We start from the raw sequence: 23710 nt of genomic DNA on the forward strand, positions 1-23710 counted from the left end.
GGCGGACTCTATCAGGCTCTGGCCGGCTAACCCAGCATGCGCCGGCGGGTGAAATGGTGGGCAATGCTGAAGAACACCAGGAGGCCGATGCTCGTGCAACCGATCAGCCACACCAGGTGCCCACCCGGGTCTCCGTGTACGAGGAGGCCACGAGACGTTTCCGCGAGGTGATAAACAGGGTTCAACTGCATCACGGTGCGCAGCCACGCCTGCTTCGGCTCGAGGGGGAAATACGTGTTGCTGATCAGGCTGATGGGCATGCCGATCAGGAACACCGGGTAGTTCATGTGATCGATGGACGGAACGATCGCCGTGAAAATCAGGCCAAATGCGGAGAAGCAGAAGCCAGCCAGCATGCCCAGGAAGGGCAACACCGGGAGCCACCCGAGGCGCAGGTCGACCCAGCCCAGCAGGTCGAAGACGGCGAGCACCGCACACACGATGGCCGAGTTCATGAAGCCCCGCACGCCGGCCCAGAGGATCTCGCCCCAAACCAAGTGTGGCAGCTCGACCTGGGTGGCCAAGATGCCGTCCCAGGTCTTCTGGTAGAACATGCGCACGTACGCTGAGTAGAGCGACTCGTAGAACGGAGTGCCGAAGGCCGTGTAGGCGATCAATCCGGGTGCCACGTAGGTGGCATAGGAAAGCGTTGCCCCGTGGTAATTGAGCTCGCCGACGTAGCCTTGTAGTCCCAGGCCAAACGCCAGAAAGAAGACCACGGGTTCCATCGCTGGCGGGAAGAACGCCGTGCGCCAGTTGCGCAGGTACACCAGGGCATTGCGCCGCAACACCGCGAGGGAGCGCCAGTCCAGCACCTCTAGCCAGTACTTCACTTCTTGGCTCCGCTACTGCGCGACAACTCCAGGAACAAGTCGTCAAGGTTCGGTGGGCGAACCGTGAGGCGCACGTCGGGCAGGCGCTCGCTGATGTCCGCAAGTTGCCTCGCGGTAACGGGCGCCAAGACGTCGCTCAGGACCTTGTGGGTCGGTAGCCCCATCTCTTGCAAGACCTCGAGCACTTGGGCGCGCTCTTCGAGATCTGCGCGTAGGGTCAACACGTGCTCTCCGAGCAGGCTGCCCAGCACTTCGTGGGGTAGTCCGCGCGCGGCGACGCGCCCTTCGCGTAGCACCACTAGCTGATCGCTCAGGCGCTCCGCTTCATCCATGTAGTGAGTCGTGAGGATGACGCCCATGCCCGCCTTGCGCAGCTGATCCACCAGCTCCCACACCGCAACTCGCGCCGCTGGGTCGAGGCCTGTGGTTGGCTCGTCCAGGAACAGGATCTCCGGGTGATGAACGATGCTCCGCGCGATGAGCAGGCGCTGCTTGTAGCCACCGCTCAGGGCGTGAGGTGAAGCGTCGCGATACTGCGTCAGATCGAACTGCTCGAGCAGCTGCTGGACGCGCTGTTTCACGTTGGGCACGCGCGGGTTGAAGTACCCAGCGTAGACTTGCAGGTTCTGTTCGACGCTGAAGTCGTAGTCGAGGGTGTCCTCTTGGGTGCAGACACCGATGATGCGCTTCAGCGCGGTTCGCTCACTCGCGAAGTCGCGTCCTTGATAGCGGATCTCCCCAGCGTCCGGCTCGATGAAGCCGTACAGCATGCGTAGAGTCGTCGTCTTGCCTGCACCGTTGGGTCCGAGCAACCCGAGCACGGAGCCTGCGTTGCAGGTGAGCTCGAGCTGACTCACGACTTCCCGGTCACCGTAGGACTTGCTCAGTCCTCGGGTCTCGAGCAGTGGCGCGGTCATCAGTGATGTCCGTAGGGCGTCAACTCTGCATCGATCAGGATGCTCGAGCGATCTTCGGGGTCGACGATCACTTTGACTTCGCAGCCCGGCTGAATGCGCGGGATTGCCAGCTGGTCGATGATGGCCTCGGTCAGGCCCTGGTAGGTTTGGCCCTTGAAGGTGACCTCGAGCTCGAACTGCACCAACGGGTGATCGTTGATACCTCCTCCGCGGCTCGAGATCTTCAGCACCTTGGCGGTACCCGGTTCGCCTCGCGCCTGCAGTTCGCGACGCTCCTTGCTCTCCTTGGACGCGTCGATCGCCTTCATGGTCAGGCCGATCACGACCATTGAGATCATGATCGTGCCGCCGATCCCCTTCAGCGTGTTGCTGTCCGCTGCGAAGCCAGCGATCACGAAGCCCCACGCAACCGAGCCTGGGATCGAGAGCAACACGAACTTCCGCTGGGACTCCTTCACGGATGCGAACTCAAGCCGCGTGGGGCATGCGAGTCAAGCGCGACCTGGCATCACTTGCTGGATTCGATGCAGTGGCAGCTCACGTCGATGCCCGTGTTCTTGGTGCGATAGGTCTGGCACATCTCCTGGCAGACCTTGGTTGCTACTGCCTTGGGTACACCGAAAATCACGAAGCGCTCATCTCGAAGCTTGGTTTCGGGTACCTCTTTGGTGGAGAGGTAAGTCTGGTGGATCGGCTTGTTGTCGAAGGTGGCCGCGTAGAAGTAGGGCGGTTCCTCGAGGCACTCCGACGTATACGATTTGAGGCACTCCTCGCACTCGTCCAGCAGGCCACCGATGACATCCGCTTTGACCTCAGCCTGTTGCGCGTTGCACTCATCCAGGCCGTGAGTCTTGATCAGACCCACTAGCGTGAGGCTGGTGGTTTTGAGAGTCACCTTGGCCTCTAGGTGCATGTAGCCAGGTGGGCCAGTGTAGGTTTCTTTCTGCGACTTCTTGCAGCTCAGCAGTAACGGCAGCGCCCCGAGCAGCGCCAAAGCGAACAGCTTTCGCAACATGCCGTGCAGCGTTTCCGAGCGGTCTTGTGACGTCAAGGGTCGAGCGACGCGCTACGGCGTGGGCGCTGGGACTGCTGCGAGCTTCTCCAAGCTGAGACCGGCAGCTTTCAGCGGGACATCGCAGGTTGCTGTGCGTTTGCTCGGGATTTCGCCTTCGAGTTGCAGCTCCAGTTCCGTGTGAAAACGCAAGAAAGACGAGTGAAGCTCAAATTCCGTGAGGTCATCGCGCCCGACCTTCAGTGGCGTCTTCGAGAACAAGCCGTACGCTTCCGGTCGGGGTTTGCCGTATTTCTTGCTGCAAGCCGCCGAAGCCGCGCGGATGAGCCTTGGGCCAGCCACGGCAAGCAGTGTGTCGATGTCGAGCTCTGCGCCCGTGGGCACGGAGTAGTTCAGTCGCAGCTTGGTCGAGTAGTCGATGCTGCAGTTCAGGCTGAACACTTGGTTCGTGCTGAGCAACCGGGCACAACCAAGTTCGCCGTATTGCGCATGCTTGACCTGGTTGTAAAACCCATCGATGCGCGCGTTGATGCGTCTGACCAGCGCTTGTTGATTCGGCAGTCGGCTCATGACTCGCTCGGTGTCCCAGCCGAGCGGCTCGGGTCGCGCTCCTTCTGGTGCTGGGGAGCGGGGCGCGTAGCCCGCCAAGTAGGCGAGGGGACCGCAACCGACCCAATCTGCACGCTCTGCGTAGGTGATGCGACAGCCAGCTTCGTCAATGGGTGATAGGCCAGCGACGAACGACATCCCAGTGTGGTCGAGCCATACCTTGGCGTAAACCTCCTGGTGCTCCGTGGAGTTGCAGGCTTCTTTGAGTACGTTGTTGAGGTCGTTGCCGCCGGGAAATAGTTGCTTGAGCGGTACGGGCTCGAAGCGTCTGCCGTTCCACTCGAAGAGGTGGCTCTCGACACCGCCTGGACGCAAGTTGCCGTCGGCGTTCGCGTAGAAGCTGGCGCACTCGAGGTTGATCAGCCGGCCGTCGTTGTGGCCGACGGAGCACTGAGTGTTGCGCTGATGCAGACGTCGCCAGTATTGACGCAAGCCAACAAGGCGCGGGTCGTTCTTGCTGTCGGCTAGCGAATCGCCATCGACGCTCAGCGGCGCCGTGGTCGCCACGGCCTTGCAGCTGGGTGGCGGCGGCAGCACCTTTGGAAACCCGGCGTCCGTCGCCGCAGCGTCCTGCGGGGCGGCGTGCGTCGGCTGCGTACCCGCGTCCGCCTTGGGTCGCTCGTCTGGGTCGAATTCAAGGTAAGGGAACGCTGGCTTCGCAGAGGCTTCGCTCGGGGCCGCTGCCGCTGTCTGGTGACGTTCGTGCTTGTTCGCCCTCGCGCCCGCGCAGGCGGCGCATGTGAGCAGTGAGCCTAGGGTGACTGAGAGCCAACGCTGATTCGACACGAGCCGTACGTGGAGTGCCCGCACGCCTGCTGGGGGGCTCACTCGCCCCGCAAGCTGTTCAGCCGTGTCCTTGCGCCCCACGTTTCCCCTCCTGATCGGCGCTATAAGAGCGTCGTGCTCACGCCTGCGACTCAACAGCCTACCCGAGATCCTGCGCTGCGGGTCGCCGGCTTGTTGGTGCTCGGGCTCTTGGGCTTGTTTGGCGTATTGGCGAGCAGCGCTGGCAGTCCTGGCGTGCTGAGCGCTTGGGATCAGCGGTTGATTCAGCTGCTTCGCGGCGCGGATCTGGCGACGCCCGCTGGTCCACCCTGGCTGCTCGGAGTCCTCCAGCAGTTCTCGTCGCTGGGCAGCGGACCGGTGGTGGCGCTCCTCGTCGGCGTCGTGCTCGGGTACCTGGTGTTGATCCGGCACCAGCGCACGGCGCTCGTCTTCTTGGTGTGCGTGTTGGCAGCTGCCTTCACGACCTACCTGCTGAAGGGCGCCATCCAGCGACCGCGACCGCTCGTGATGCACGCCGCGTTCGCCTTGGACGCCTACTCATTTCCGAGCGGACATTCCCTGATCTCGGCGACCGTGTACCCGACCCTCGGCACGTTGCTCGGCCGTATCGTGGCAAGTCGAAGGGCTAGGGTCTACTGCATGACGGTGGCTGCGCTGCTGACGCTGCTCATCGGATTCAGCCGTGTGTACCTTGGTCGTCATTACCCCACGGATGTGCTCGCGGGTTGGTGCCTGGGTCTCGTCTGGTCCGTCGTTGCGTGGGGCTTGTTCCGCCGCCTGCAACAAGCAGGGGTGGTCGCGGCGCCCGGAACCGAAGACGCGCCAGAGTGAGCCGTCGGGCTCAACTTTTTCCGCTGTGGAAGCACGCTGAGCGCGTGCGTTGGACCGCGCGAAACCCTGTGGTCCCTCAATAGCGCCATGCTAGCGTCGCGCGCCTATGCTCCTCGCGCAGCGCTGGGCCCTCTCGACCGCAGCCATCTTGACCCGCATCAACCAGGATGCGCCGTATCTGTTGGGGGGCGGCCCGCGAAACCGGGATGACTACGTCAAATCTGCCCAGGACGTGCTCGCGAGCTCTTGGGGAGCTCAGGACGCTGAGAAGCTTCGCAGCACCATCGAGTGGCTGCGCGAGCAGGGGCACAGCGCCAGCTACGAGAAGGCGCAAGGCGAGTGTAACCAGTTGCTCGCCCAGTACGGCCCGTCCCTCGCCTTCGAGCAATATTACCCCGCGGAAGCGTCCAAGTATCGCTTCGTGCAGCAATACCAACACGCCATCGGGCAACGCAGCCTGCTCGCGTGGGACGCGGGCCGCGTCGTATCAGTCGCTGGTTGGGGCTACCTCGCTGGGTACATCGAGGAGCAAGAGGCCTGGAGTTACATCTTGCCCGCGGCGACGTTGCTGCAACGCGCCTACACCTCCTGGCAGGAGCTGAGCGACCACTACATTTGGGGGCTGATGTTCTGGGGAGGCGACCCCGAACCATCCCAGCGCGCTCAAGCGCAGCTCTTGCAGGACTCGGAGTCGCCTTATGTGTGTATTCCGTGGCTGACTCCGATTTCGATCCCCGGGGTAACGCCGGTGTGGGGACAGCGCTGGGCGGGCATGTACGGCTTGTTCGGGGAGCCCGTTTTTCCTCACCCCCAACCCCAGGTCTCACGCCACCGCGACCACGCCGAGATACAGCTCCTGAAAGACTACGATGGCGCGCAGTTCGTGATCGACGAAGGTGAGCGGCGCTGGAAGGAGCAGTACGAGCAGTGCATCGGGCGCGATGAGTGGGCCGACGACTGGGGGCCGCTGTCGCGTAGCACCTGGGATTTCAACACCCAGCACGAGTTGCTCAAGCAGTTCTTCGCCGATGAAGAAGCCTTCAGGCAGCTGGAACAGGAGAACCCGAACCAGGTGGAGCAGGAGCTACAACGTCGGGGCTATCGCTCCGTGGGACAGTTCTTTCGCGTGCGCATCACGATGTCGAAGCACTTCGCGACCCCCGGCGGTAGCTGGCTCGCTCAAGCGGCGTTCGACGATATCGACACTCAAAACGCGATGATGCAGGCGTTCCGTGCGAACCAGGACTCCAGCGCCGAGAAGGCCCTCGCCGCGCATCCGCAGCTGACGGCTCCCATTGAGGGCATCGATCTCAAGGCGATGGCGGCGCTCGCCGCGCATCAGACCAGCGGTACCGCGGGGCAAGACTGGTTGAACGTGCTCGGGCAGTATCGCCTGGACGAAGCCGGCTACGCGCGGGTCAGCGAGGGCTGGAGACAGCGCTTTCAGAATGACCCTTCCGGAGTGCTCGGCCAGAGCTACTCGAAGATCTACTCCGACGCTCTGGGCGAGGTGCAGAAGGCCCGGGTCGCGAGCGGCGCCGCCAAGGAGATCAGCTTCGAGTTCTACTGCGAGGTTGCTGGCGCCCAGGTTGCCTGGGGGCAGAAGGGGCTCGACCCCAACGTCGAGATCGAGCGCGTCTTTGGCATGAGCATGTTGGATTTCAGCATGGCTGGTATGCCGTGGGGAACCAAGATGGCGACCGACATGAACCTGTTGTCGCGCTACATGCAGCTCCTCGACCAGTACACCTTGAAGCACGGCGGGAGCGTCGCTCAGCCGGAGCCGGACGAAGACGAAGACGACGACGAACCCGACGAGCCGGACGAGGATGATGACGACGACGATGACGATGACGACGACTTTTGATGCTCCGTCGCACTAGAAGGCGCTAGAGTGCGCGGATGCGGCGCTTCTCTCTTGCTTTGACTCTGCTGATTACTCCGTTCTTCGTCGGCTGCTCTTCAGACGACTGCACCGATCTTGGATGTGGTGGCCTTCAGTTCGATCTCAGCGTGGGCGCTGCAGCAGCTACGCCTTCAACCGTGCGGATATGCCAAGTCGACACTTGCAGTGACGTGGCCCTCACCGAGGTGAGCACGGGTGTGTGGCGGGGGGAGAACTCGAAGTTCCACGTCGAGTGGCAAGAGGCCAGCGCCGGCGTGAAGCTCTCGGGGTACACCTACGGGTCGCTGCCAGACGTCGAGTCCGAGCTCTGGGGCTTCGAGGTGACGGCGGACGACGGCAGTCAGATCTTTCAGCAGAAGTTCAACGTCACCTACGAGCCTGTGGAGCTGAACGGTCCAGGTTGTGGCGTTTGCAATGGCGGCGTGATCGAGACCTGAGTTCTCGACTCCGCGTCTATTTCCGGACATTTGTCCGCGCTGCCGAGACTCCGGCAAACTGCGGAAATCTTGCTCGGCCGCCTCATGCTCCCGCTGCTCACCGCGCTGTGCCTCTCGGGCGCGGCGCCACCGAGCGTTGCGCCGAGCACTTCCGAGCCAGTGCTGCCGGCTCCTGCAGAGGCCATCCCCGCGCCGGCTACGGCCCCGCCTGCCCGGCGCTGTCCCCCGGAGATGGTGGAGATCGATCGCGCCTTCTGCATCGACCGCTGGGAGATCTCGCTCTTCGAGCAGGGCGGTGAGCGCCGCGTTTCCCCTTACTACCATCCGAGCCGTTTCCTCGCGCTGCGTGACCAGCGGGAGTGGGAGAACCGCCGCGGGCAGATCGGTCCGTGGAGCGCGCGCCAGGTCCCGCTGCCCGAGCTGCCAACCTGGGAGACGACCAGCGACTTCGATATCCGGGCGGAATCAAAACCTGGAGTGGTGCCGAACGCATACCTGGATCTCGCATCGGCGCGACGCGCTTGTGAGAACGCCGGCAAGCGCCTGTGTGGTCACGGCGAGTGGCTCAAGGCGTGCCGCTCGGAGTCGAACACGCGGCACCCGTACGGTGAGCGCCTGGTGCCGGGAGCTTGCAACTTGAATGCGCCCCAAGCGCCTGCGCCACTGCTTCACGGTGCGGCCGGCCTTGGCCATCGCGATCCTCGCCTAAACGAAATCGAGTATCGAGGTGAGCGGCTCCTGTCGCTCACGGGCTCCAACCCGGAGTGCCGTAGCGCGTGGGGAGATGACGCCGTGATGGACATGGTGGGTGGCCTCGACGAATGGATCGACGATGACTCTGGCGTGTTCCTCGGGGGATTCTACGCGCGTGACACACCCCACGGGTGTCAGGCGCGCATCACAGTGCATCGCGCGGACTACTACGACTACAGCCTCGGCGCGCGTTGCTGCGAGTCGCTGTAACGCTTACAAGACGTTGGGCAAGCGTTGCTCATCGCGGTGCAGCCGTACGGATGCTTTTCCTGGCGGAAGAAGCCTTGCGCCCGCAGAAGCGCGACCGATACTCCATGCCCATGCCAGGCACAGTCGACAAGCAGCCGCCGAGTGGTCTGATGCGCGCCTTCTTGCGTGCTCCGATCTGGATCTATCGCGCCAACCTCGGTTGGTTGATGGGCCAACGCTTCTTGTACCTGCGGCACATCGGTCGCAAGAGCGGCCAGGAGCGACGCGCGGTGGTGGAAGTCGTGAACTACGACCAATCCAGGGACTGCTGGTACGTCGCTTCGGGTTGGGGGGAGGGAGCGAACTGGTTTCGCAACGTTCAGGCGCACCCTGACGTGACCATTACCGTGGGGAGACGAACCGTGGACGTCCACGGCGAGGTCGTGGAGGCGGAGGAGGCCGCCCAAGCTCTGCTCAGCTACAGCCAGCGTTACCCCACGGCCTACAACAAGCTCTCCAAGATGTGTACCGGTGCGGAGCAACCCGCCACCCAGGCAGGTGCCGCTCGCTTTGCGGCTCGGGTGCCTTTGGTGCGCTTCACGCCGCGCGCCGCCAATTGATGCGGTCGCCTGTGTTAGCCTCAGCACTGTGACGCCAAAGCTCACTGCGCCGCCAAAGCTCACTGCGCCGCGTGAAGAACCTGCCGCGCTGCCTGAATTCGCTGCGCTGCGCGTGAAGAGCGCCTTTCGGCGAGGCAACTCGCTGCCGGTGTTGGTGGAGACGCCTCGCGGCGCGTTCGTGGCCAAGCTGCGCGGTGCGGCCCAGGGCAGCGCTGCGTTGATCTCGGAGTGCCTGGTAGCAGACCTGGCAGAGCAGCTCGGCCTGCCGGTGCCCGAGCGCGCCGTCCTGCAAATCCCTGCGGAGATCCCCAGCGACGATCAAAACGACGAGCTCTTGCAGCTGCTTGGTCTCAGCGTAGGAAAGAACCTTGGGGTGCGCTTCCTGGAAGGCGCTCAGGAGCTGCGTGGGGACCGCGCCGAATCCGTAGACGCGGACCTCGCGGCGCGAGTGCTGTGGCTCGACGCCTGGGTGCTGAACATGGATCGCTCAGCGCGCAACCCGAACATCTTGAACTGGCATGGTCAGCACTGGCTGATCGATCACGGCGCTGCGCTGACCTTCCAGCACGACTGGGACGGCGTCACCGAGCAAGACCCACGGGAGACACCCTACGACCTCGCGGGGCATTTGTTCACAGCGCACACCGAGCGCATGCGGGCCATCGATGAGCAGCTAGCCAAGCGCTTCACCCTCGAGCGGCTGGCTCAAGCGGCAGAGAGAATCCCGCGAGACTTCTTGCAAGATGCGTTTCCGCAAGGCGATGCGAATCGCCTGCCTCATGCCTACGCGGCGTTCCTTTGGAAGCGCCTCAAGGCGCCGCGGCCTTGGGTGTAGCGCTGCTCGACGTCGCCGCGCGGTCGTGAACTGTTGCTTGCTGGCACTGGAGCCAATTGCGCTGCCGCGCGGTCTTTTGGTTTGCTCGATGCGAGTTGATTCGGTTGGTGCGCGCTGCTAGACGTGGCTGCGCACTGATGGCGGAATGTTTCCGTGCGGTCCGTGCGCGGTGCTGACCTGGGTTGTTGCCCTGCGGTCATGGAGGAATGCTATGCGTGCCAAGCTCGTGCGTCTCGGGGCCGTTGCCCTCGGCGCCTGTGTTCTAGTTGTGTCACCTCTCGCCTTGGCGCAGGGGCGGGCTCCGGGTGCTGCCGATCAGGGCGGCTCGAACGACGACAAGACCGCGCGGAAGCCTGATGCGAAGTCGGAGGCGCCGGTCCTGGCTTTCACTCAGTCCGCCTTTGGCGTTCACGAATCAGGCGTGGGCGCACAGGCGACTGGCGGCGGGTTCGGCACCAGCGCTGGCGTGGTTGAACCGCTATACGGCGGTCAAGTCTACGGGAGCCCGACGGACAAGCTCCTCCTCCTCGGCTCCGCTGAGCGGACTTTGAAGGGGGAGTTCGCGCCCTCTGCTTCCGTGGCGTATCGCATCTTGGGAAGCCACCAGGACGGCTACGCCTTGAGCGCTCTCGGGCGCTTCAAGACGGAGGGCTTTGACGAGGTGGGAGGCGAAGTCGAGACCGGCGCGCTGTTTGCGTGGACGGGTTCGAAGCTCCACCTCGATGCCAATGCGATCGTTGGATTTGGCCTCGAGGAAGAGGGCAAGAAGGCCGAAGGAGAAGGCGGCGCCGAGGGCGAAGTCGACGGCGAGCTGAAGCTGCGCTTCGGCTACGACGTTGCCGCGTGGATCCGAGTTGGGCTGGACGGTCAGGTGAGGGCGCGCCTCAACGGCGAAGCGCTCGCCGCGGGCGGCCGAACCTGGGACGCCGCAGGCGGCCCTCAGGTGCTGCTCGGCTCGGGTCAGTACTACCTCGCCATGACCGGCGGCCCCTCCACGATGGGCGTGGAAGGCAGCGGTGTTGGCTACTTTGGAATGGCTGCCGCCGGCGGGATTTTACCGTAGGGATACGACTGGGTCGCTCGAGTCAACTGTGCCGACTAGGGTCGAGATCAGATCCCGCGTGCAGGGTACGCGAGCCCGGTCTGTGTTTGGTTCTTGGCCAAACAAGGAGAAGCTTCGATGAAACAGATTGTTGGATTGGCTGTATTGGGTGTAATGGCTGTGGGAGGTTTCGCTGCTTGCGAGGGCGTTTCTCTTCAGGGCAGCTACGCTGAGGAGGACGAGCGTGGCGCGGGCGGCAGCTTCAGCGAGGGCGGGGTCGCAGTCGTTGCCTCTGGAGGCTCGCAGACTGTGGATGTGACCTCACCGAGCGACTACGAGGGGGAAGCACAGGAGGGCGACGGGCGAACCTCGTCCTTTGGAGACGATCGCGGCTCTCCAGCCTGGTCGAACTCGCAGACGTTCCTGCCGGACGACGAACCCCTGCCCCATGTCAGCGGAACGAAAGTTCCGGAGTCGATTCCAAAACCCAGTGGGGCCTACTATGTCACTAGACAGCCGACCTTTCGCTTTGACACCAACGGAACGCTGTGGAGCGGCTTGAACAGCGGACCCGATCCGTCGGTCGCCGTCAGCCGCACACACGTTTGTATTACCGCGCGGATGCGGATTGCTTGCTACGAGAAGTCCGGAAAGCCGGTTGACCTAGGAGGTTCCACGAACTCTGGGCAGAACTCGATCTACAGTTGGTTTGTCACCGACGGCCACATCAGCTTCACCCAGGCCTGGGATCCCGTGAAGGACGCGCGGATGGTGTTTTCTGAGAAGTATGGTCGCTTCATCATGTATGCGCAGACCAAAGAGTATCCGCCGCGGATGATGCTCGCCGTCTCGCGCAGCGAGGACCCGCGGGATGGGTGGAATCACATTATTTTCCGCGCGGCGAGTACGGCGGATGGTCAAGACTGGGACGGGCTAGGTATCAACGGCGATCACCTGCTGATTCTCAACCTTGAGGAGGAGTGGACGCATGAGAATTGCTCCGACAGCGACTGCCCCGATAAGTGCAAAGTTCGTCGCCTGAAGCAGACCGGGTCAGCCAAGGACAGTCAGAAGTGGTGCGTGGAGAGCAGGAATAGGCACTACCGAGTCGACTTGAGCCGACTAGTCTTTAGTCCAACCACCATTGCCAATCCGGTGGATCCGGTCGAAGCTTCCTCTCCACCCGATCCTTACTACGTGCAGAGTTGGACCGCTCAAAACTCAAGCGGCGGAAGCTACCAGTTCATGCCCTGCACGGACTACGACGACTCGGCTGACTCGTATTGGGTTGCGAAAGAGAATGGATCGCAGCTCAGAGTGCGACGTTGGACGCGAGGCGGCGGCCTATCGAGCTTCCTTGTCAACGTAGCGCCGGAAGGAAGTGGCAGTTTCCCCAACGACACGGTCACCACGCAGCGTGGTGGAAGCATCGGTTTCGACAACATGGCCAACCAGGTCATGGGGGCTGTCTGCCGAGGGGGGCGCATGGTCGTCACGCAGATGGTGAGAAAGCTCTGGTCGTCTTCGGATCGACTCCGCGTCGCACCCCGTCTGGCTGAAATCCAGCTTAGCCCCTGGGGCGTCGCGACCCCGACGAAGGACAAGATCCTCGGAAGAAACTCCCAGGGAGAGTCGTTGTATTACGACTACGGCTGGCCCGGCGTCTCGATCGGTTCCGACGGCGATATCGTGCTCGGAACAGTCCGCACAGCGTCAACCGAATTCCCCGACTTGCGGGCCAACGTTTGGTTGTCAGGTCAGACGGATGTGGGAACGGATACGACACTGCTCGACAGCCACACGCAGCGCGCCACGCTGGTGAACGTTGGCTATCAGGATGGCTTGCCGCGGCCAGCTCAGTACCACATGGCGGGAGCAGCTGCCGATCCGTCGACGACCGCCGTCTATCTCACGCAGATCACCAGCGACGCCCTGATCTCGACTACTGGGTGGAAGCTTGAGGTATCGAAGATGGGCGGGCAAACGCTCCCAGACCTAGTTACCACGAGCATCACTATCAACCCTTCGGGGAAGTACGTGTTTACCGTGAGGAATCAAGGTGACGCGGAAGCCCCAGCCCTCTATCACCTAGTTCGAATGTCGTCGGACCCGCTAGTTACAAGTAGCGACGCCGTGGTCGGGGCCATCATCACTCCAGCCCTCCTGCCGGGGGAGGAGGCGCAGATCGAGGCGACGTTCTCGCTTTCCGCGTCACCCGGTACGTATTGGATCGGTCCCACGCTCAGCCAGGTGGTTGCCGAGCACTCTCACACCAACAACTCCAACCCCTTTCTCGGCGGCGATCGTGGGAACTTGAAGGTCACCGTGCAGTAGCGGTCCTGGGTCCCCTCTATTCTTGTCCCTCTTCCGGAAGCGGCGATCCTGGGTGGGTCGCCGCTTGCGGGCTGCCACCTCACGGCTTGAACGCCGTGTTGTCGATGCTCATGTACTCGCGGCACGGCTGTGCGCGCAGGGTGCACTCGGCGGTCTGCGCGGGCGCGGTCACTTGAGGCAGGTGGCTGAAGACGACGCTCGACGGGTGCATCATCGAGTGAGCCACCGAGTGCACCGTGCCGTCGGGTAGCTCCTTCACCACGAAGGTCCAGCGCGCGTGGTTTCCGCCGGGGGTGTTGATCAGGATGCGGATCTTCGAGCCTTTGCGGAACACGTGGCCAAACGGCAGGATTTCGACGCGCGCGAGCTCCCACTGGCCAGCGGGCAGCGGCGCCGCGTCGGCCTCCAGGTGCGTCTGGATCGGGCGTAGCTCCGTGGCGTCGCTGGCTAGCTTGCGCTGGCTGGCGCGCAGCTGACCGCTCTGCACATAGACCTCGTTTCCGCTGGGCAACACCTCGGTGACGTTGACTTGGATGTCGGCGTCGTCCGCGGTGGAGCGGACGTAGAGGTCTGCGCTCGCGTGACCCACGAACACCAAGTCTTGGTCTAGCGCTGGCGTCTCGAAGGCGATGGCGTCCCCTGCAGGGGGCGTCGTCCAGTTCCAGTCGGGATCGATGACCCCAGGGTTATTGCCACCCATGTTGCGGACGTGGCTGAGGTCCTTGTCGAAGTTGAACGAGGAGCCCGAGTCGTCACCCGTCGTGGGCGGCGCTTCTCCCAAGCTGCCGTCTGGCTCCAGGTAGAAGCGCATGGCTTCGGTGCCGGGGATTGGCCACGAGGCGAAGCGCTCCTCGAAGGCTCCTTCGGGTGCATAGGCCGTTCCGCCTTCCTTCTCGCCCACCTCGAAGATCACCCGTAGGTCGTCTTCGGCCTCGTAAGCTGCCTTGGCCTCTTCCCAGGTTGCGTAGTCAGCGAAGCGATCGGGACCCAGCTCCACCGGCGCACCGAAGATCTGCTCGAACAGCACGGGGCCAGCTGCGCGCAATGTCGGGTCTACGCTCGGGATGGTCTGTGCCACGTAGATGTCCAAGAAGGTTTTCCACTCGGATAAAATCTGCGGGGCGAAGCCGTCCATGTGGGCGCCGTTGTAGACGGTGAACTTGTGCACCGGCGCGTTGGTGAACTTGTCGAACAGCGCGGGGAAATGGCCGCCGGTTTGTTCGTCTTGCCAGGCGCCTGCCACGAAGACGGGTACGTCGATGTTCTTCGCGAACAAGCTGGGGTTCAGCGGATCGGTGATTTTCGGGTCGTAGAATGGCGTATCCAGCGCCTTCGCTACGGCATCTACCGCCTGGCCGTGCAGCAGCTGATTCTCCTCGCAGATTTCGTCGCCGCCATCGACGCGCGCCTGCTCCCAGCCTTGGCCATAAGGCTCCGCGCCATCGAGCACCGCTTCGGCCCAGGAAAGCGCGAAGCCGTCGTTGTAGATCCCACCGGGGGCAAGCGTGGACGACGCCGTGTCGGCGATCACCGAGAGCGGTGTGATGGCCGCCAGATGCGGTGGGGTGGTCTGCGCGACGAACAGCTGAGAGATGCCAGGGTACGACAGCCCCGTCATGCCGACCTTGCCATGCAGCACCCACGGCTGTGCGGCGACCGCCTCGATCACGTCGTAGCCGTCGAGCACCTGCATCGTCTCGAAGAAGTCGTACGCGCCACCCGAACATCCAGTGCCGCGCACGTTCACGCCCACCGTCGCGTAGCCCATGAATGAGCCGATCATCGCGCTCGGATCCTTAGGCGCGTCGCAGATGGTCGGAAACTGAGTGCACAGCGACGTCGGAATACCACCGAGGTCTAGCGGGCCACCGGGCTCTGACGGGTTGTAGCCCGAGTAGTTCACAATCGTCGGATACGGCCCATCCTCGATGGGGCCGGGCAGCGTGATGTACACGCTGAGCTTCGTGCCGTCCCGCGTCTCGATGTAGTTGCTGCCTGCGACGAGCACCTGGGACGAGTAGAAATCTTGATCCGGCTTGTGACTGTCACGGTCCCACACCTCGAGGGAACGGCTCTGCTCCCCGGTGGCTTGATCGACCACGCGGTAGCCATTTCCGGGAGGTAACTCACGGAACATCAAGCTGCCCAACTCGTCGGCGTTGCCGCGCGCGACCTCGCTACCGTCCTTGTCATTGACCACGAGCTCCGTGCCCGGTGTCGCGTGGCTGACGATCAGTTGCTCCACGGTCTCGCGAACCTTGAAGCTTGCCTCCAGCTCTGCGGAGGACTCGACGTATTCATCGGTGCAGCCGCTCAGGGAGGCGAGGGAGGCAACCAAAACCAAAGCAATCAGGGGGCGTCTCACGTGCGCATCCTAAGTCGCTTGCGCCGTCCCGTTCAAACGGTTGGTAGGTTTTTGGGGGTGAGGAGCGCAATTGCCGCTCTGCGTAAAAAACAGCGCGATCGGCGCTTTCCGAGCAACCGGGCCTGGCGTTTGGCCGATGGGGCCCAACTCGAGCGCAGAAGGCGCCGAAGGGACAGCGTCTTCAACCGCGGTACCCTCTCCCCCAACCCCACGAGAACCCGCAGATCATGACGAGCCTCGGAGCCACTCTCAGCGTCCCCTGCGGTCGCTGCACTCAGCCTATCCGCTTCGGCCAAGTCACCTGCCGTTGTGGCGAAGTGGTGAGCATCGATTCAAAGCGAGCGCTGGAGGAGCGCCTGAAAGCATCGAGCTCCGAATACCGTGAGTTCGACTTCAAGTTGGCGCGCGCTCGATTGATGCTGGTTGTCTGCGCTATCGGGCAACTGGGCTTTGGTGCGCTGCTCTGGCTGTTTGCAGCCAATGGCGAGTCCGCGTTCGTACACATCGACGGCTTGACGGTGTCCCTCGCCATCGACGCCCTCGCGGCGCTCGGCTTCGTTGGTGCCTGCTATGTTTCCCTGAGGCAACCGATGCGAGGGATTGCGGTGGGGGCGCTGGTATGGGGCGCGAGTCAACTTTCCGCCTGGCGGATGGAGACGGCGTACTTCGTCGAAGGCTGGTACATCGCTGGCGGGATCCTACTGGTGCTGCTGCGTGGCTTCTTCGCGGCGCGAGACGCCGAGCGCTTGCGTCGGCGACTGCTCGCCGATGGCCCAGCTGCGACTCCCTGACCGCTGCGGCTGCCTGACGAGTACCGCAGCCTGAAGCTACTGCGCGCCGGTCTGCACGTTGAGCTGCAGGATCTGATCGCTCACCCAGCTCTGAAAGCCGGGGTCGCTGTCCAGCTGCAACGCCCGCTGGAGCTGAGGCTCTGCGAAGCGCCCGAGGGCGCCGGTGTCCAAGGTGCCGCCGCCGGTGAACGCCTGGTGCAGCTTGCCCATGAGCTCCGTTTCGCGATCCCCGGTGAGCAACTCCACTCGACCCACCAAGGTGCGCACGAGCCGATCCGGTGCGGGCGCGATTTGGATCGGCAGCAAGGCGTCGGTCCATTCACGCGGGAGCACATACAGCAGACGCCGTCCTGGAGTGAGGAAGTAGCTCTTGGCCCAGGTGTCGACCATCGCCTGGGCTTCGTCCTCGTAGAGCCCGCTGTCGACCAGCGCGCGCTTCACCAGGTCTTTTGCGTTGAGCACGTAAGCGTCGAGGTCGCGCTCCTTCGGGCCACCCTGGGCAACCACGCTGCCCCCAGGATCGATACTGCCGAGGGCCGCTACCAGGCCGCCTCCGTCGTGCAAGTTCAGGTAGAACGCAGCGGGAATGCGCTGTGCAGAGTTGTTCTTCACGGAAACACTGTCAAAGTCGACTTCGTAGCTGAGCGGGACGCTGAAGTCGCCGAGGCCGCGATAGAAGATGAACTGCTCGATGGCACCTGCCGCGCGCACTGGCACGCTGGCTACGTTGCGCGACGGAGCCCAGATGTCGTCTTCGGCGACAGGGATGGGCGCTTCGGTGTCTCCAGGCGCGAGCTGCACCTGCCAGCGCATGTTTCCGCCGGAAAACGCAGTTGCCTCGCCAACCGCTGGCCAGAATGAGGTCGCGTCGGGATACCACTGGGAGATGATGCCGTCCTTGAAGGTGACATCCACGTCTACCTTCAGCGCTTGGTCAGAGTAGAAGTAGAGCACCGGCGTTTCCATCTTCTGCGTGACGGGTCCTGGCAGCGACTCCATCGCCTTGCCAAAGTCGAGCCCCGGTGAGCGACCGATGACGAAGCTCGGCAGCGCCTCGTCCTCGTGGTGCATGCCAGGCAGCTCTCCGCCTTGCTTCAGCGACCCCTGCGCGGAGATCATGGAAGTGAAGGTGCCCCACTCGTGCACCACGAACGCTTGCGCGCCCGAGGCGCCGCCGGAGCTGGATGCTCCCGCCGTCGCAGTGCCGCCCGTAGCGCCGCTGCCGCCTCCTGCGCCCTGGGAGGTGGTGCCGCTCGTCGTCGAGCCGCAGCCGTTGCCAAGCCCCAGAGTCCCAAGCAGCAGCGCCGCCTGGGCGCCACGCCTCAGCCGCCCAGAAGCATTGCCGCGCGAAAACGCGCCTCGTGCACCCCACCCGATCATGAGCCCCACCCGATCATGAGTTGAGTCTAGCTTCGGGGAGGTATTCGGGATAATGATATGTTTGCATCATAAACAATGCGTTCGGCGTATGAATGAACCCCGGAGTTGACCCCGGTGCATCTCGAAAAGCTCCGTATTTTCTTGCAGATAGTCGACGCCGGTTCGGTCAGCGCCGCGGCCAAGCTGGTGCACCTGTCTCAGCCGGCGGTGAGCCGCAACCTGCAGCAGCTGGAAGAGGACTTGGGCGTCAATCTATTCGAGCGTGAGGGGCGGGGACTCCGACTGACCGCAGCCGGGCGTGCATTGGTTCCGGAGGCGCGGGCTTTGCTGACGAGCTTCGAAACCATGCGGAAATCCCTGCGGGGGACCGCCGAACGCAGCTACCACGATCTGCGCCTGGGCACGGTCGACAGCGTGGTGAGTTTTCTGTTTGGGCATTTGGTCGCGCCCTTGCGGGATGCATTCCCGGAGCTCGGCTTGAAGTTGACCACCGGGCGTACCGCCCAGCTGCTCGAACGCGTCGCGAGCGACGACTTGGATCTCGCGCTGGTTGCCTACTCTGGGGAGCCGCCCGCGGAGCGTGTGACTCGCATCGCGCGGTACGATTTGCAGTACTACGGGCTGAAAGCGCGCTTCCCGGAGCTAGGGCAGGCGACGACGGACGCCGAGATCGCCGCGCAATTTCCACTTGTGGAAATCGAAGCGCTACCCGGGCAGCCGACGATGATCCCCGCGGGCGCCAAGTCATTCGCTCGCGCGGGGAGCCTCGCTTCGGTGAAGGCGCTGGTGCTCGGTGGCTTTGGGGTCGGCTCGCTGCTGGACTTCATGTTGAATGCAGGCGAGCGCCAGCAGCTGGTACGGGCAGGCGTCCCCCACGACCCAAGCTGCGCCATCTATCTTGCGGCAGGGCCTGGCTGGCGTGGTGCGCGCGCGCTGGAGATCGAACAGTGCCTGGTGGAGCACCTGCGTCCGCACTTGTGCGTGGACTAGTTGTTGTTTCCAGCTGCTAGCAGCGAGAGCAAGATCGCGCCGCCGGTTAGGATGGCGCCCAGGTCCGAATCGCCAGAAGGCTTGCCTAACGCGGACTGGAAGGCCTCGAGCTCGTAGGCGGTGGTCGGCGTGTGGTTCCACACCCGGGGTTGACCTGTTTTGGCTGCTTCCTGTTTGTCGCGGGCGTAGGTGTGCACCGCTTCGATTTCGCCTGCATCGAAGAAGGTGCCGTGCTGCGGACAGGCGTCCACCGTGAAGCGACCGCGTGCGACGGGAGACATCGCCATCTTCTCCTCGCACACCGGGCAGGCGCGAGGCACCTTGGCATCCTGACCGCGTGCCCGCGCGTTGCTGGTCGCGCGCTTGGCCATCTCGAAGACCTCAGTGCCGGATCCGTTGGCCACCTGATTGCAGTTCGCCAAATCGAGCCACACACCGCCGCAATGGCCGCAGCCCCAGATGAAGCCGGTTGAGGTACGCGCCCCGAATAGCCGATAGCCGCAACCCGGGCAGTGCTCCGGTGAGGAAGAGGTGCGCGTTTCCCCAGGGCGCTGCACGAAGTTGTTCTGCCCACAGTAGTCGCACTCCGTGACTTGGGTCACCTGGTCGAACTCCTGCGGCGCTCCGCAGTTCTCGCAACGCATCAACATCGCTAACTCTCCCCCTGATCGGGCAGCCAACCCAGCCGTGGCCGCCGCGCTCGAGTGTACTGCGGCGCGCGGCGCTCGGAAGGGCTCGCGTTGCGGGCAATCTCAGTTTGGTTTCTCCAGGCCTGCCGGACCAGCGTCCAGCAAGGCAAGCACTGCCGCCAAGCGCCACTCGAGGCCATGCTCCCGAGTGGCAGCGATGCTGCGCTCGATGGACTTCAGCTGTGCTTTCTCATCGAGGGCGATGGCGAGCCAGCGCGCCCAGCAGAGTTCGAACAGCCGCTCCTCAGGGTTACTGAGGTGGCGGGCATTCATTAGATCGGTCTGGAGCTTGGCGAGCAGCGCCGGCTTTTGTCGCGCGTCTTGCGCCGCAAGTAGGCACTCGACGAACGTGCAGCTCTGGGCGTCGGGTTTTACTTCGTCGGGGTGCTGAGATTGCCACGTGGAATAAAACAGGATTCGCTCCATGCGGTGATGGCCCCACAACATGTCGCGAGGCAGTGCGTAGAAGCCGGACTTCGATTCCCCAACATCACCGTCCAGGTGCTTCACCGCCGCGTCATCCAAGGGCCACGGTGAGAGCATTCTCAGAGTGAGCTGCATGTCGCCGCTTGGTTTCAGGCCGTAGAACGCGGGGGTGCTGCGGTCTCCCAGCTGGGCCCGCGCCACGGCGGCGCAGTGTTGAAACGGGATGCTCTGCGGCGTCACGGCCTTTTCGAGGGCGCGCCGTCCCGCCTCGACGAGCAGAGCGGCCGCTGGCACCAGTGGTGACCAAGCCAGCGCGCCGTAGTCGTCAAGGCCTGTACGACAGCCGGGAGCCGGCCGCGCTTCTTCGAAGGTCAGCAGGTGGCGGCGGACCACCGCCGCTCGCTTCGTGAGCTTCTGATCGCTCAGCGCATCGAGGGGTGTTCGCAGTTCCTTTGGCCACAGATTGGCGGCGATGAGCAAACACGTGTTGTCGTGCTTGGGTGCCGCCTTGAGCCGCGCGGAAGCGGATGCGGCCTCGGTGTCATTGGCAAGCACGAGCAGCGCGTCCCGGGCGCAGTCTACGCGGCGCTGCTCACTTTCGCTCGGCAGCTTGGAACGACCGAGCATATCTGCCGCGCGTTGCCACTCCCCAGCCAGCCAGTGGATCTCGACCTCTCGGGCGAGCGCGCTCCACTCGCCGTTGTTTGGCGCAATGTCGTACTGGTAACTCGCACGTTGATACAGGTCGCTGGCGAGCTTCAGGTCGTCATCCGCAAAGCGGGCCAACGCCAGGCTCCGCATGCTGGGGTTTGGCATGCACTGCATCAGACGGTCCGCGACACGCTGAGTGTGCGCTGGGTCGAGGACCGCCAGCGGCACGAGCGGATCTGGGTTGCATAGCCCAGTCACGCGCTCGAACACGATCAGGCGCTCGACCAAGCTACGCTCCACCGGGTGGTGCTCCGCGCAAGTAAACAAGCAACCTTCCGGGAGCAATCGCTTTGCCTCGCCTTGAAGGAAGTTATATTCCGCGAGGATAATCGCGTGGCGCTGTGGAGTCAGCGCGCCCAGCTCGATGCTCCACGGGGGGTGAGGGGCACTCGCCCGCACCTGCTTCAAACACCAAGCGCCGTACCCGCCAGAGGCAATCAGCGCCAGGGCGCCGCCGATGGCGGCGCCCAGCGCCTTCTTGGCGGTGCTCGGTTCAGGACGACTCCGCGCAGCCAAGTGCCAGCCGCACCACAGAAACAGCGCGAGCCCAGCCAGTGCGAACCAGTGACCATGAGTCAGAAGCAGGCTCGGCTCCACTCAGGGAGCGTCGCCGACTTCCGGATCCTTGGCAACGCTCATGGGAGCGCTCAACGCTTCAGGGAGCCAGGACGGTGAACTTGTAGCTCACGCTGTCCGTGCCGCTGCACTGCTGATTGAGCATCATCACCGTCGCCGTGATCGTCACCTCTGTGCCTGACGGCACCGTCGAGTCGATCTCCACGTTGCTCAAGGTCTCGTTCGTGCTGCAAGGCAGCACCGCGAAGAATTGCTCATCCGTGACCGTCACGCCCTGGGTGTCCGACTCGAAGTCGACGCCGGGGTAGTAGTCGAAGCCGTAGCCCGAGACATCCGTCAGATCCACGCGGAAAGTTGCCTTGGAGCCAGGAGTGATTCCACCCGACGGATCCAGGCGCGGGTTCTGTACGACCAGGCGATCCAGATCGCTGCACTCGGGTTGAGTGAAACCGCCGCTGCCCATTTGCTCGACGCACTCCGCTGTTCCGCCAGTGCCGCCGGTGCCGGCCCCCGCCGCGCCTCCGCTGCCGCCGATCGCACCGCCGGTGCCTCCGGACTCACTGCCGCCCGTTGCTGCGCTTCCTCCTGTCGCCGAGCTTCCCCCCGTCGCGGTGCTGCCTCCTGTCGCCGAGCTGCCGCCCGTTGCTGTGCTTCCCGCACTTCCAGCGCTGCCCGCGTTGCCACCCACACCGGCTGTGCCTCCGCTGCCGTCTCCGTTCGAGCTGCCGCCGCAGCCCACCGCGAGCAGGAACGCGGCGAACACAGCGCCGTGCTTTGTGAGATTGGAGCCGAGGAACGAAGGAAAGTGCGAGTAAGTCATGATCAAGCCTCCTAGTCGTGGGCAGGAACTCCCAGCGACTTCAGACTGACCCAGCCCGACCATTACTTCCATTAGAATGAACTGCACGTATCGTGCGAATCAGTTGCACGTTGAGCGGGCTCTGGTCCGCTAGCCTGCAGCGTCGTGGCGGGGAAACGCGTGGCTGGGCTCGTGCTGATGTCGCTGCTGCGCGCCGTTTGGTGGGCGCTCGTCATCTTGCTGCCTTTGCTTGGCGTGTGGCTGGCTTCGAGTCTTGCGGCCTACCTGAATGGGCCGCGTTGGCTGGCGTTCATTGCTGGTGTCCTGCTGTTCCCGGTTGGCCCCATCTTGTGGGATCGACTGGCTGAGCGCCGCAGGGCGAAGCGTGAGCAAAAGCGTGCCGATCTACGACAGAAGGCGCGCATCCTCACGACCGGTGACCGCTGGGTGCTGCGCACACTGGCGCTCAATCTCTGTTTCCTTGCGGTACTGGCCGCGTGGTATCCGACCCAAGCTTTCGCAGCGCTCGCGACCCGCGGCGACTGGTTCGTCGAAGGTTCGAACGGCGCGTTCGCCGACAGCGTACGCTCCTTCAAGCTGGTGGCCGCGGACTCCCTGGAGTTCCTGTACAACGCCGCCCACGACAACCCGTTTCGCGATGGGGCTGACGAGAGCCATGACGTCGAGGACCCCGAAGCGGGCCACGGACTGGGCGTTGGCTCGGCGACACCAGTCCCCAGCGGGAGCACCGCACCCACGGCGCGAGTCCCCGAACCGACGCCCAGCGTTGCGGCGAGCAGCAACCCAGCGCCGAGCAGCAATCCAGCGCCGAGTAGCAACCCGACGCCCAGCGGTTCAACGCCCCAGCCGCAGCCAGAGCCGCAACCGCAGCCGCAACCACAGCCCAAGCCCGAGCCTGTTGCACAGCGCCACGAGTATCCGTTTCCCCGCACCCTGCATCCCTTGGTGCAGAGCATCCCCGCGAGCGACGAAGTCAGCGTGGAGGCCGTGGGCAACTACATCAAGGCGCACGAGCCCGATGCATTCATGCGCGTGAAGGCGCTGCACGACTACGTCGCCGATCGCATCGCGTACGACGGTCCGAGCTATGTCGCCGGCAAGTACCCGCCCTGGGACGCCCCGACGGTGCTCAAGACGCGCCTGGCGGTATGCGCTGGCTACGCGAAGCTCTTGGAGGCACTCGGAAAGGTGACTGGCGACCGCATCCTGTACGTCACCGGGGACGCGCGCGTTGGCAACTCACCTCCGTCGGGAAACGGACACGCGTGGAACGTCGCGCAGATCGATGGCGCTTGGTACCTGCTCGATCCGACCTGGGACTCGGGGTCTCTGGATGGCTCTACCTTCACCAAACGGTACAGCACGGACTACCTGTTCGCTCCGCCCAAGGTGATGGGCATCACCCATTTCCCTGACGATGCCAAGTGGCAGCTCCGGGAACCCAAGATTAGCCGCGCGGAATTTTTAGATCAGCCGGTGCTGCGACCCTGGTTCTTCAGCAATCGACTGTCGTTGCTCACACCCAGGAGCGCCCAGGTCACCGTGCACGGGCGCTTCGAGGCGCGCATCGACAACCCGTTGGGGCGCTTCTTCATGGTGTACGCCCGGCCCACGAAGGGAGGTCAGGAGGTGCGCTGCGATAGTGTCCAGCGTGACGAAGTGGACATCAGCTGCAACCTGCCGCGGGGTGAATACCAGGTGCAGGTCTACGTCGGTATGCAGCAATACAACGCCACTTACCCGAACGCCGCCGAGTTTCAGGTATTCTCGAACTGACGCTCAGTCGCAGACTAGGTCGCAGCCCGGATACTTCGGTTCGGGAACATGGCACTTCCACTGACCCAAACAGGCGCAGATA

General features: G+C 63.7%; 21 protein-coding genes. 11 read left to right on the forward strand and 10 right to left on the reverse strand.

All coding sequences use genetic code 11. The annotated features are described in order from the left end of the window. Positions 1-26: 26 nt before the first annotated feature. Genes H6718_09770 through H6718_09790 form a run of 5 tightly spaced genes read right to left on the reverse strand, consistent with a single transcriptional unit; the run spans position 27 to position 4238 of the window. Positions 27-833, reverse strand: a complete 807-nt coding sequence (locus H6718_09770) for an ABC transporter permease (protein MCB9585676.1) — start codon at positions 831-833, stop codon at positions 27-29. Then, positions 830-1750, reverse strand: coding sequence for an ABC transporter ATP-binding protein (locus H6718_09775; protein MCB9585677.1), 921 nt, complete (start codon positions 1748-1750; stop codon positions 830-832). The genes H6718_09770 and H6718_09775 overlap by 4 nt, the downstream gene beginning before the upstream one ends. Beyond that, positions 1750-2208, reverse strand: a complete 459-nt coding sequence (locus H6718_09780) for a hypothetical protein (GenBank protein ID MCB9585678.1) — start codon at positions 2206-2208, stop codon at positions 1750-1752. Before H6718_09780 ends, H6718_09775 begins: the two co-directional genes overlap by 1 nt. A gap of 50 nt (positions 2209-2258) precedes the next feature. After that, on the reverse strand, positions 2259-2765 hold the full coding sequence (locus H6718_09785; protein ID MCB9585679.1) for a hypothetical protein: 507 nt from the start codon (positions 2763-2765) through the stop codon (positions 2259-2261). A 51-nt stretch (positions 2766-2816) separates the two neighbouring features. Continuing rightward, a complete protein-coding gene (locus H6718_09790; GenBank protein ID MCB9585680.1) occupies positions 2817-4238 on the reverse strand; it encodes a hypothetical protein in 1422 nt (473 codons plus the stop codon). A gap of 33 nt (positions 4239-4271) precedes the next feature. On the opposite strand from H6718_09790, the gene H6718_09795 reads away from it, so the two are divergent. The 8 genes from H6718_09795 to H6718_09830 all read left to right on the forward strand — a co-directional run bounded on the left by H6718_09795 (position 4272) and on the right by H6718_09830 (position 13104). Continuing rightward, a complete protein-coding gene (locus tag H6718_09795; protein ID MCB9585681.1) occupies positions 4272-4988 on the forward strand; it encodes a phosphatase PAP2 family protein in 717 nt (238 codons plus the stop codon). A 106-nt stretch (positions 4989-5094) separates the two neighbouring features. Next, positions 5095-6855, forward strand: coding sequence for a DUF1266 domain-containing protein (locus tag H6718_09800; GenBank protein ID MCB9585682.1), 1761 nt, complete (start codon positions 5095-5097; stop codon positions 6853-6855). A 35-nt stretch (positions 6856-6890) separates the two neighbouring features. Further along, positions 6891-7331, forward strand: a complete 441-nt coding sequence (locus H6718_09805; protein MCB9585683.1) for a hypothetical protein — start codon at positions 6891-6893, stop codon at positions 7329-7331. Positions 7332-7415: 84 nt separating this feature from the next. Beyond that, a complete protein-coding gene (locus H6718_09810) occupies positions 7416-8294 on the forward strand; it encodes a hypothetical protein (protein ID MCB9585684.1) in 879 nt (292 codons plus the stop codon). A 110-nt stretch (positions 8295-8404) separates the two neighbouring features. Next, positions 8405-8893: a nitroreductase family deazaflavin-dependent oxidoreductase gene (locus H6718_09815; GenBank protein MCB9585685.1), complete on the forward strand. Its 489-nt coding sequence runs from the start codon at positions 8405-8407 to the stop codon at positions 8891-8893. 28 nt (positions 8894-8921) lie between these two features. Continuing rightward, a complete protein-coding gene (locus H6718_09820) occupies positions 8922-9728 on the forward strand; it encodes a hypothetical protein (GenBank protein ID MCB9585686.1) in 807 nt (268 codons plus the stop codon). An 859-nt stretch (positions 9729-10587) separates the two neighbouring features. Then, positions 10588-10791: a ComC/BlpC family peptide pheromone/bacteriocin gene (locus H6718_09825; protein MCB9585687.1), complete on the forward strand. Its 204-nt coding sequence runs from the start codon at positions 10588-10590 to the stop codon at positions 10789-10791. 117 nt (positions 10792-10908) lie between these two features. Further along, complete coding sequence (locus H6718_09830; protein MCB9585688.1) at positions 10909-13104, forward strand: hypothetical protein; 2196 nt, start codon at positions 10909-10911, stop codon at positions 13102-13104. A gap of 79 nt (positions 13105-13183) precedes the next feature. Here the strand turns inward: H6718_09830 and H6718_09835 are convergent, their stop codons facing one another. After that, entirely contained in the window at positions 13184-15469 is a 2286-nt protein-coding gene (locus H6718_09835; GenBank protein ID MCB9585689.1) for a CocE/NonD family hydrolase, read from the reverse strand. Between the two features lie 227 nt (positions 15470-15696). Here H6718_09835 and H6718_09840 point away from each other — a divergent pair, with 227 nt between their 5' ends. Then, entirely contained in the window at positions 15697-16260 is a 564-nt protein-coding gene (locus H6718_09840; protein MCB9585690.1) for a hypothetical protein, read from the forward strand. 36 nt (positions 16261-16296) lie between these two features. On the opposite strand, the gene H6718_09845 is transcribed toward H6718_09840, so the two are convergent. Next, the gene (locus H6718_09845) at positions 16297-17640 is read right to left on the reverse strand and encodes a hypothetical protein (protein ID MCB9585691.1); all 1344 of its coding nucleotides are present in this window, start codon (positions 17638-17640) and stop codon (positions 16297-16299) included. A 114-nt stretch (positions 17641-17754) separates the two neighbouring features. Between H6718_09845 and H6718_09850 the strand changes: the two genes are divergently transcribed. After that, on the forward strand, positions 17755-18630 hold the full coding sequence (locus H6718_09850; protein ID MCB9585692.1) for a LysR family transcriptional regulator: 876 nt from the start codon (positions 17755-17757) through the stop codon (positions 18628-18630). On the opposite strand, the gene H6718_09855 is transcribed toward H6718_09850, so the two are convergent. The 3 genes from H6718_09855 to H6718_09865 form a co-directional block, all read right to left on the reverse strand. Then, positions 18627-19280 (reverse strand): zf-TFIIB domain-containing protein, encoded by a 654-nt coding sequence (locus H6718_09855; GenBank protein ID MCB9585693.1) that lies wholly within the window; start codon positions 19278-19280, stop codon positions 18627-18629. The genes H6718_09850 and H6718_09855 overlap by 4 nt on opposite strands. A gap of 102 nt (positions 19281-19382) precedes the next feature. Continuing rightward, positions 19383-21053 (reverse strand): hypothetical protein, encoded by a 1671-nt coding sequence (locus H6718_09860; GenBank protein ID MCB9585694.1) that lies wholly within the window; start codon positions 21051-21053, stop codon positions 19383-19385. Between the two features lie 58 nt (positions 21054-21111). Next, positions 21112-21852 carry a hypothetical protein gene (locus H6718_09865; protein MCB9585695.1) on the reverse strand — a complete coding sequence of 247 codons (741 nt, stop codon included), beginning with the start codon at positions 21850-21852 and terminating at the stop codon, positions 21112-21114. A gap of 144 nt (positions 21853-21996) precedes the next feature. On the opposite strand from H6718_09865, the gene H6718_09870 reads away from it, so the two are divergent. Beyond that, positions 21997-23628 carry a transglutaminase gene (locus tag H6718_09870; protein MCB9585696.1) on the forward strand — a complete coding sequence of 544 codons (1632 nt, stop codon included), beginning with the start codon at positions 21997-21999 and terminating at the stop codon, positions 23626-23628. The last annotated feature ends 82 nt before the right edge of the window (positions 23629-23710 follow it).

The organism is Polyangiaceae bacterium, from assembly GCA_020633205.1.
Lineage (GTDB): Bacteria > Myxococcota_A > Polyangia > Polyangiales > Polyangiaceae > JAHBVY01.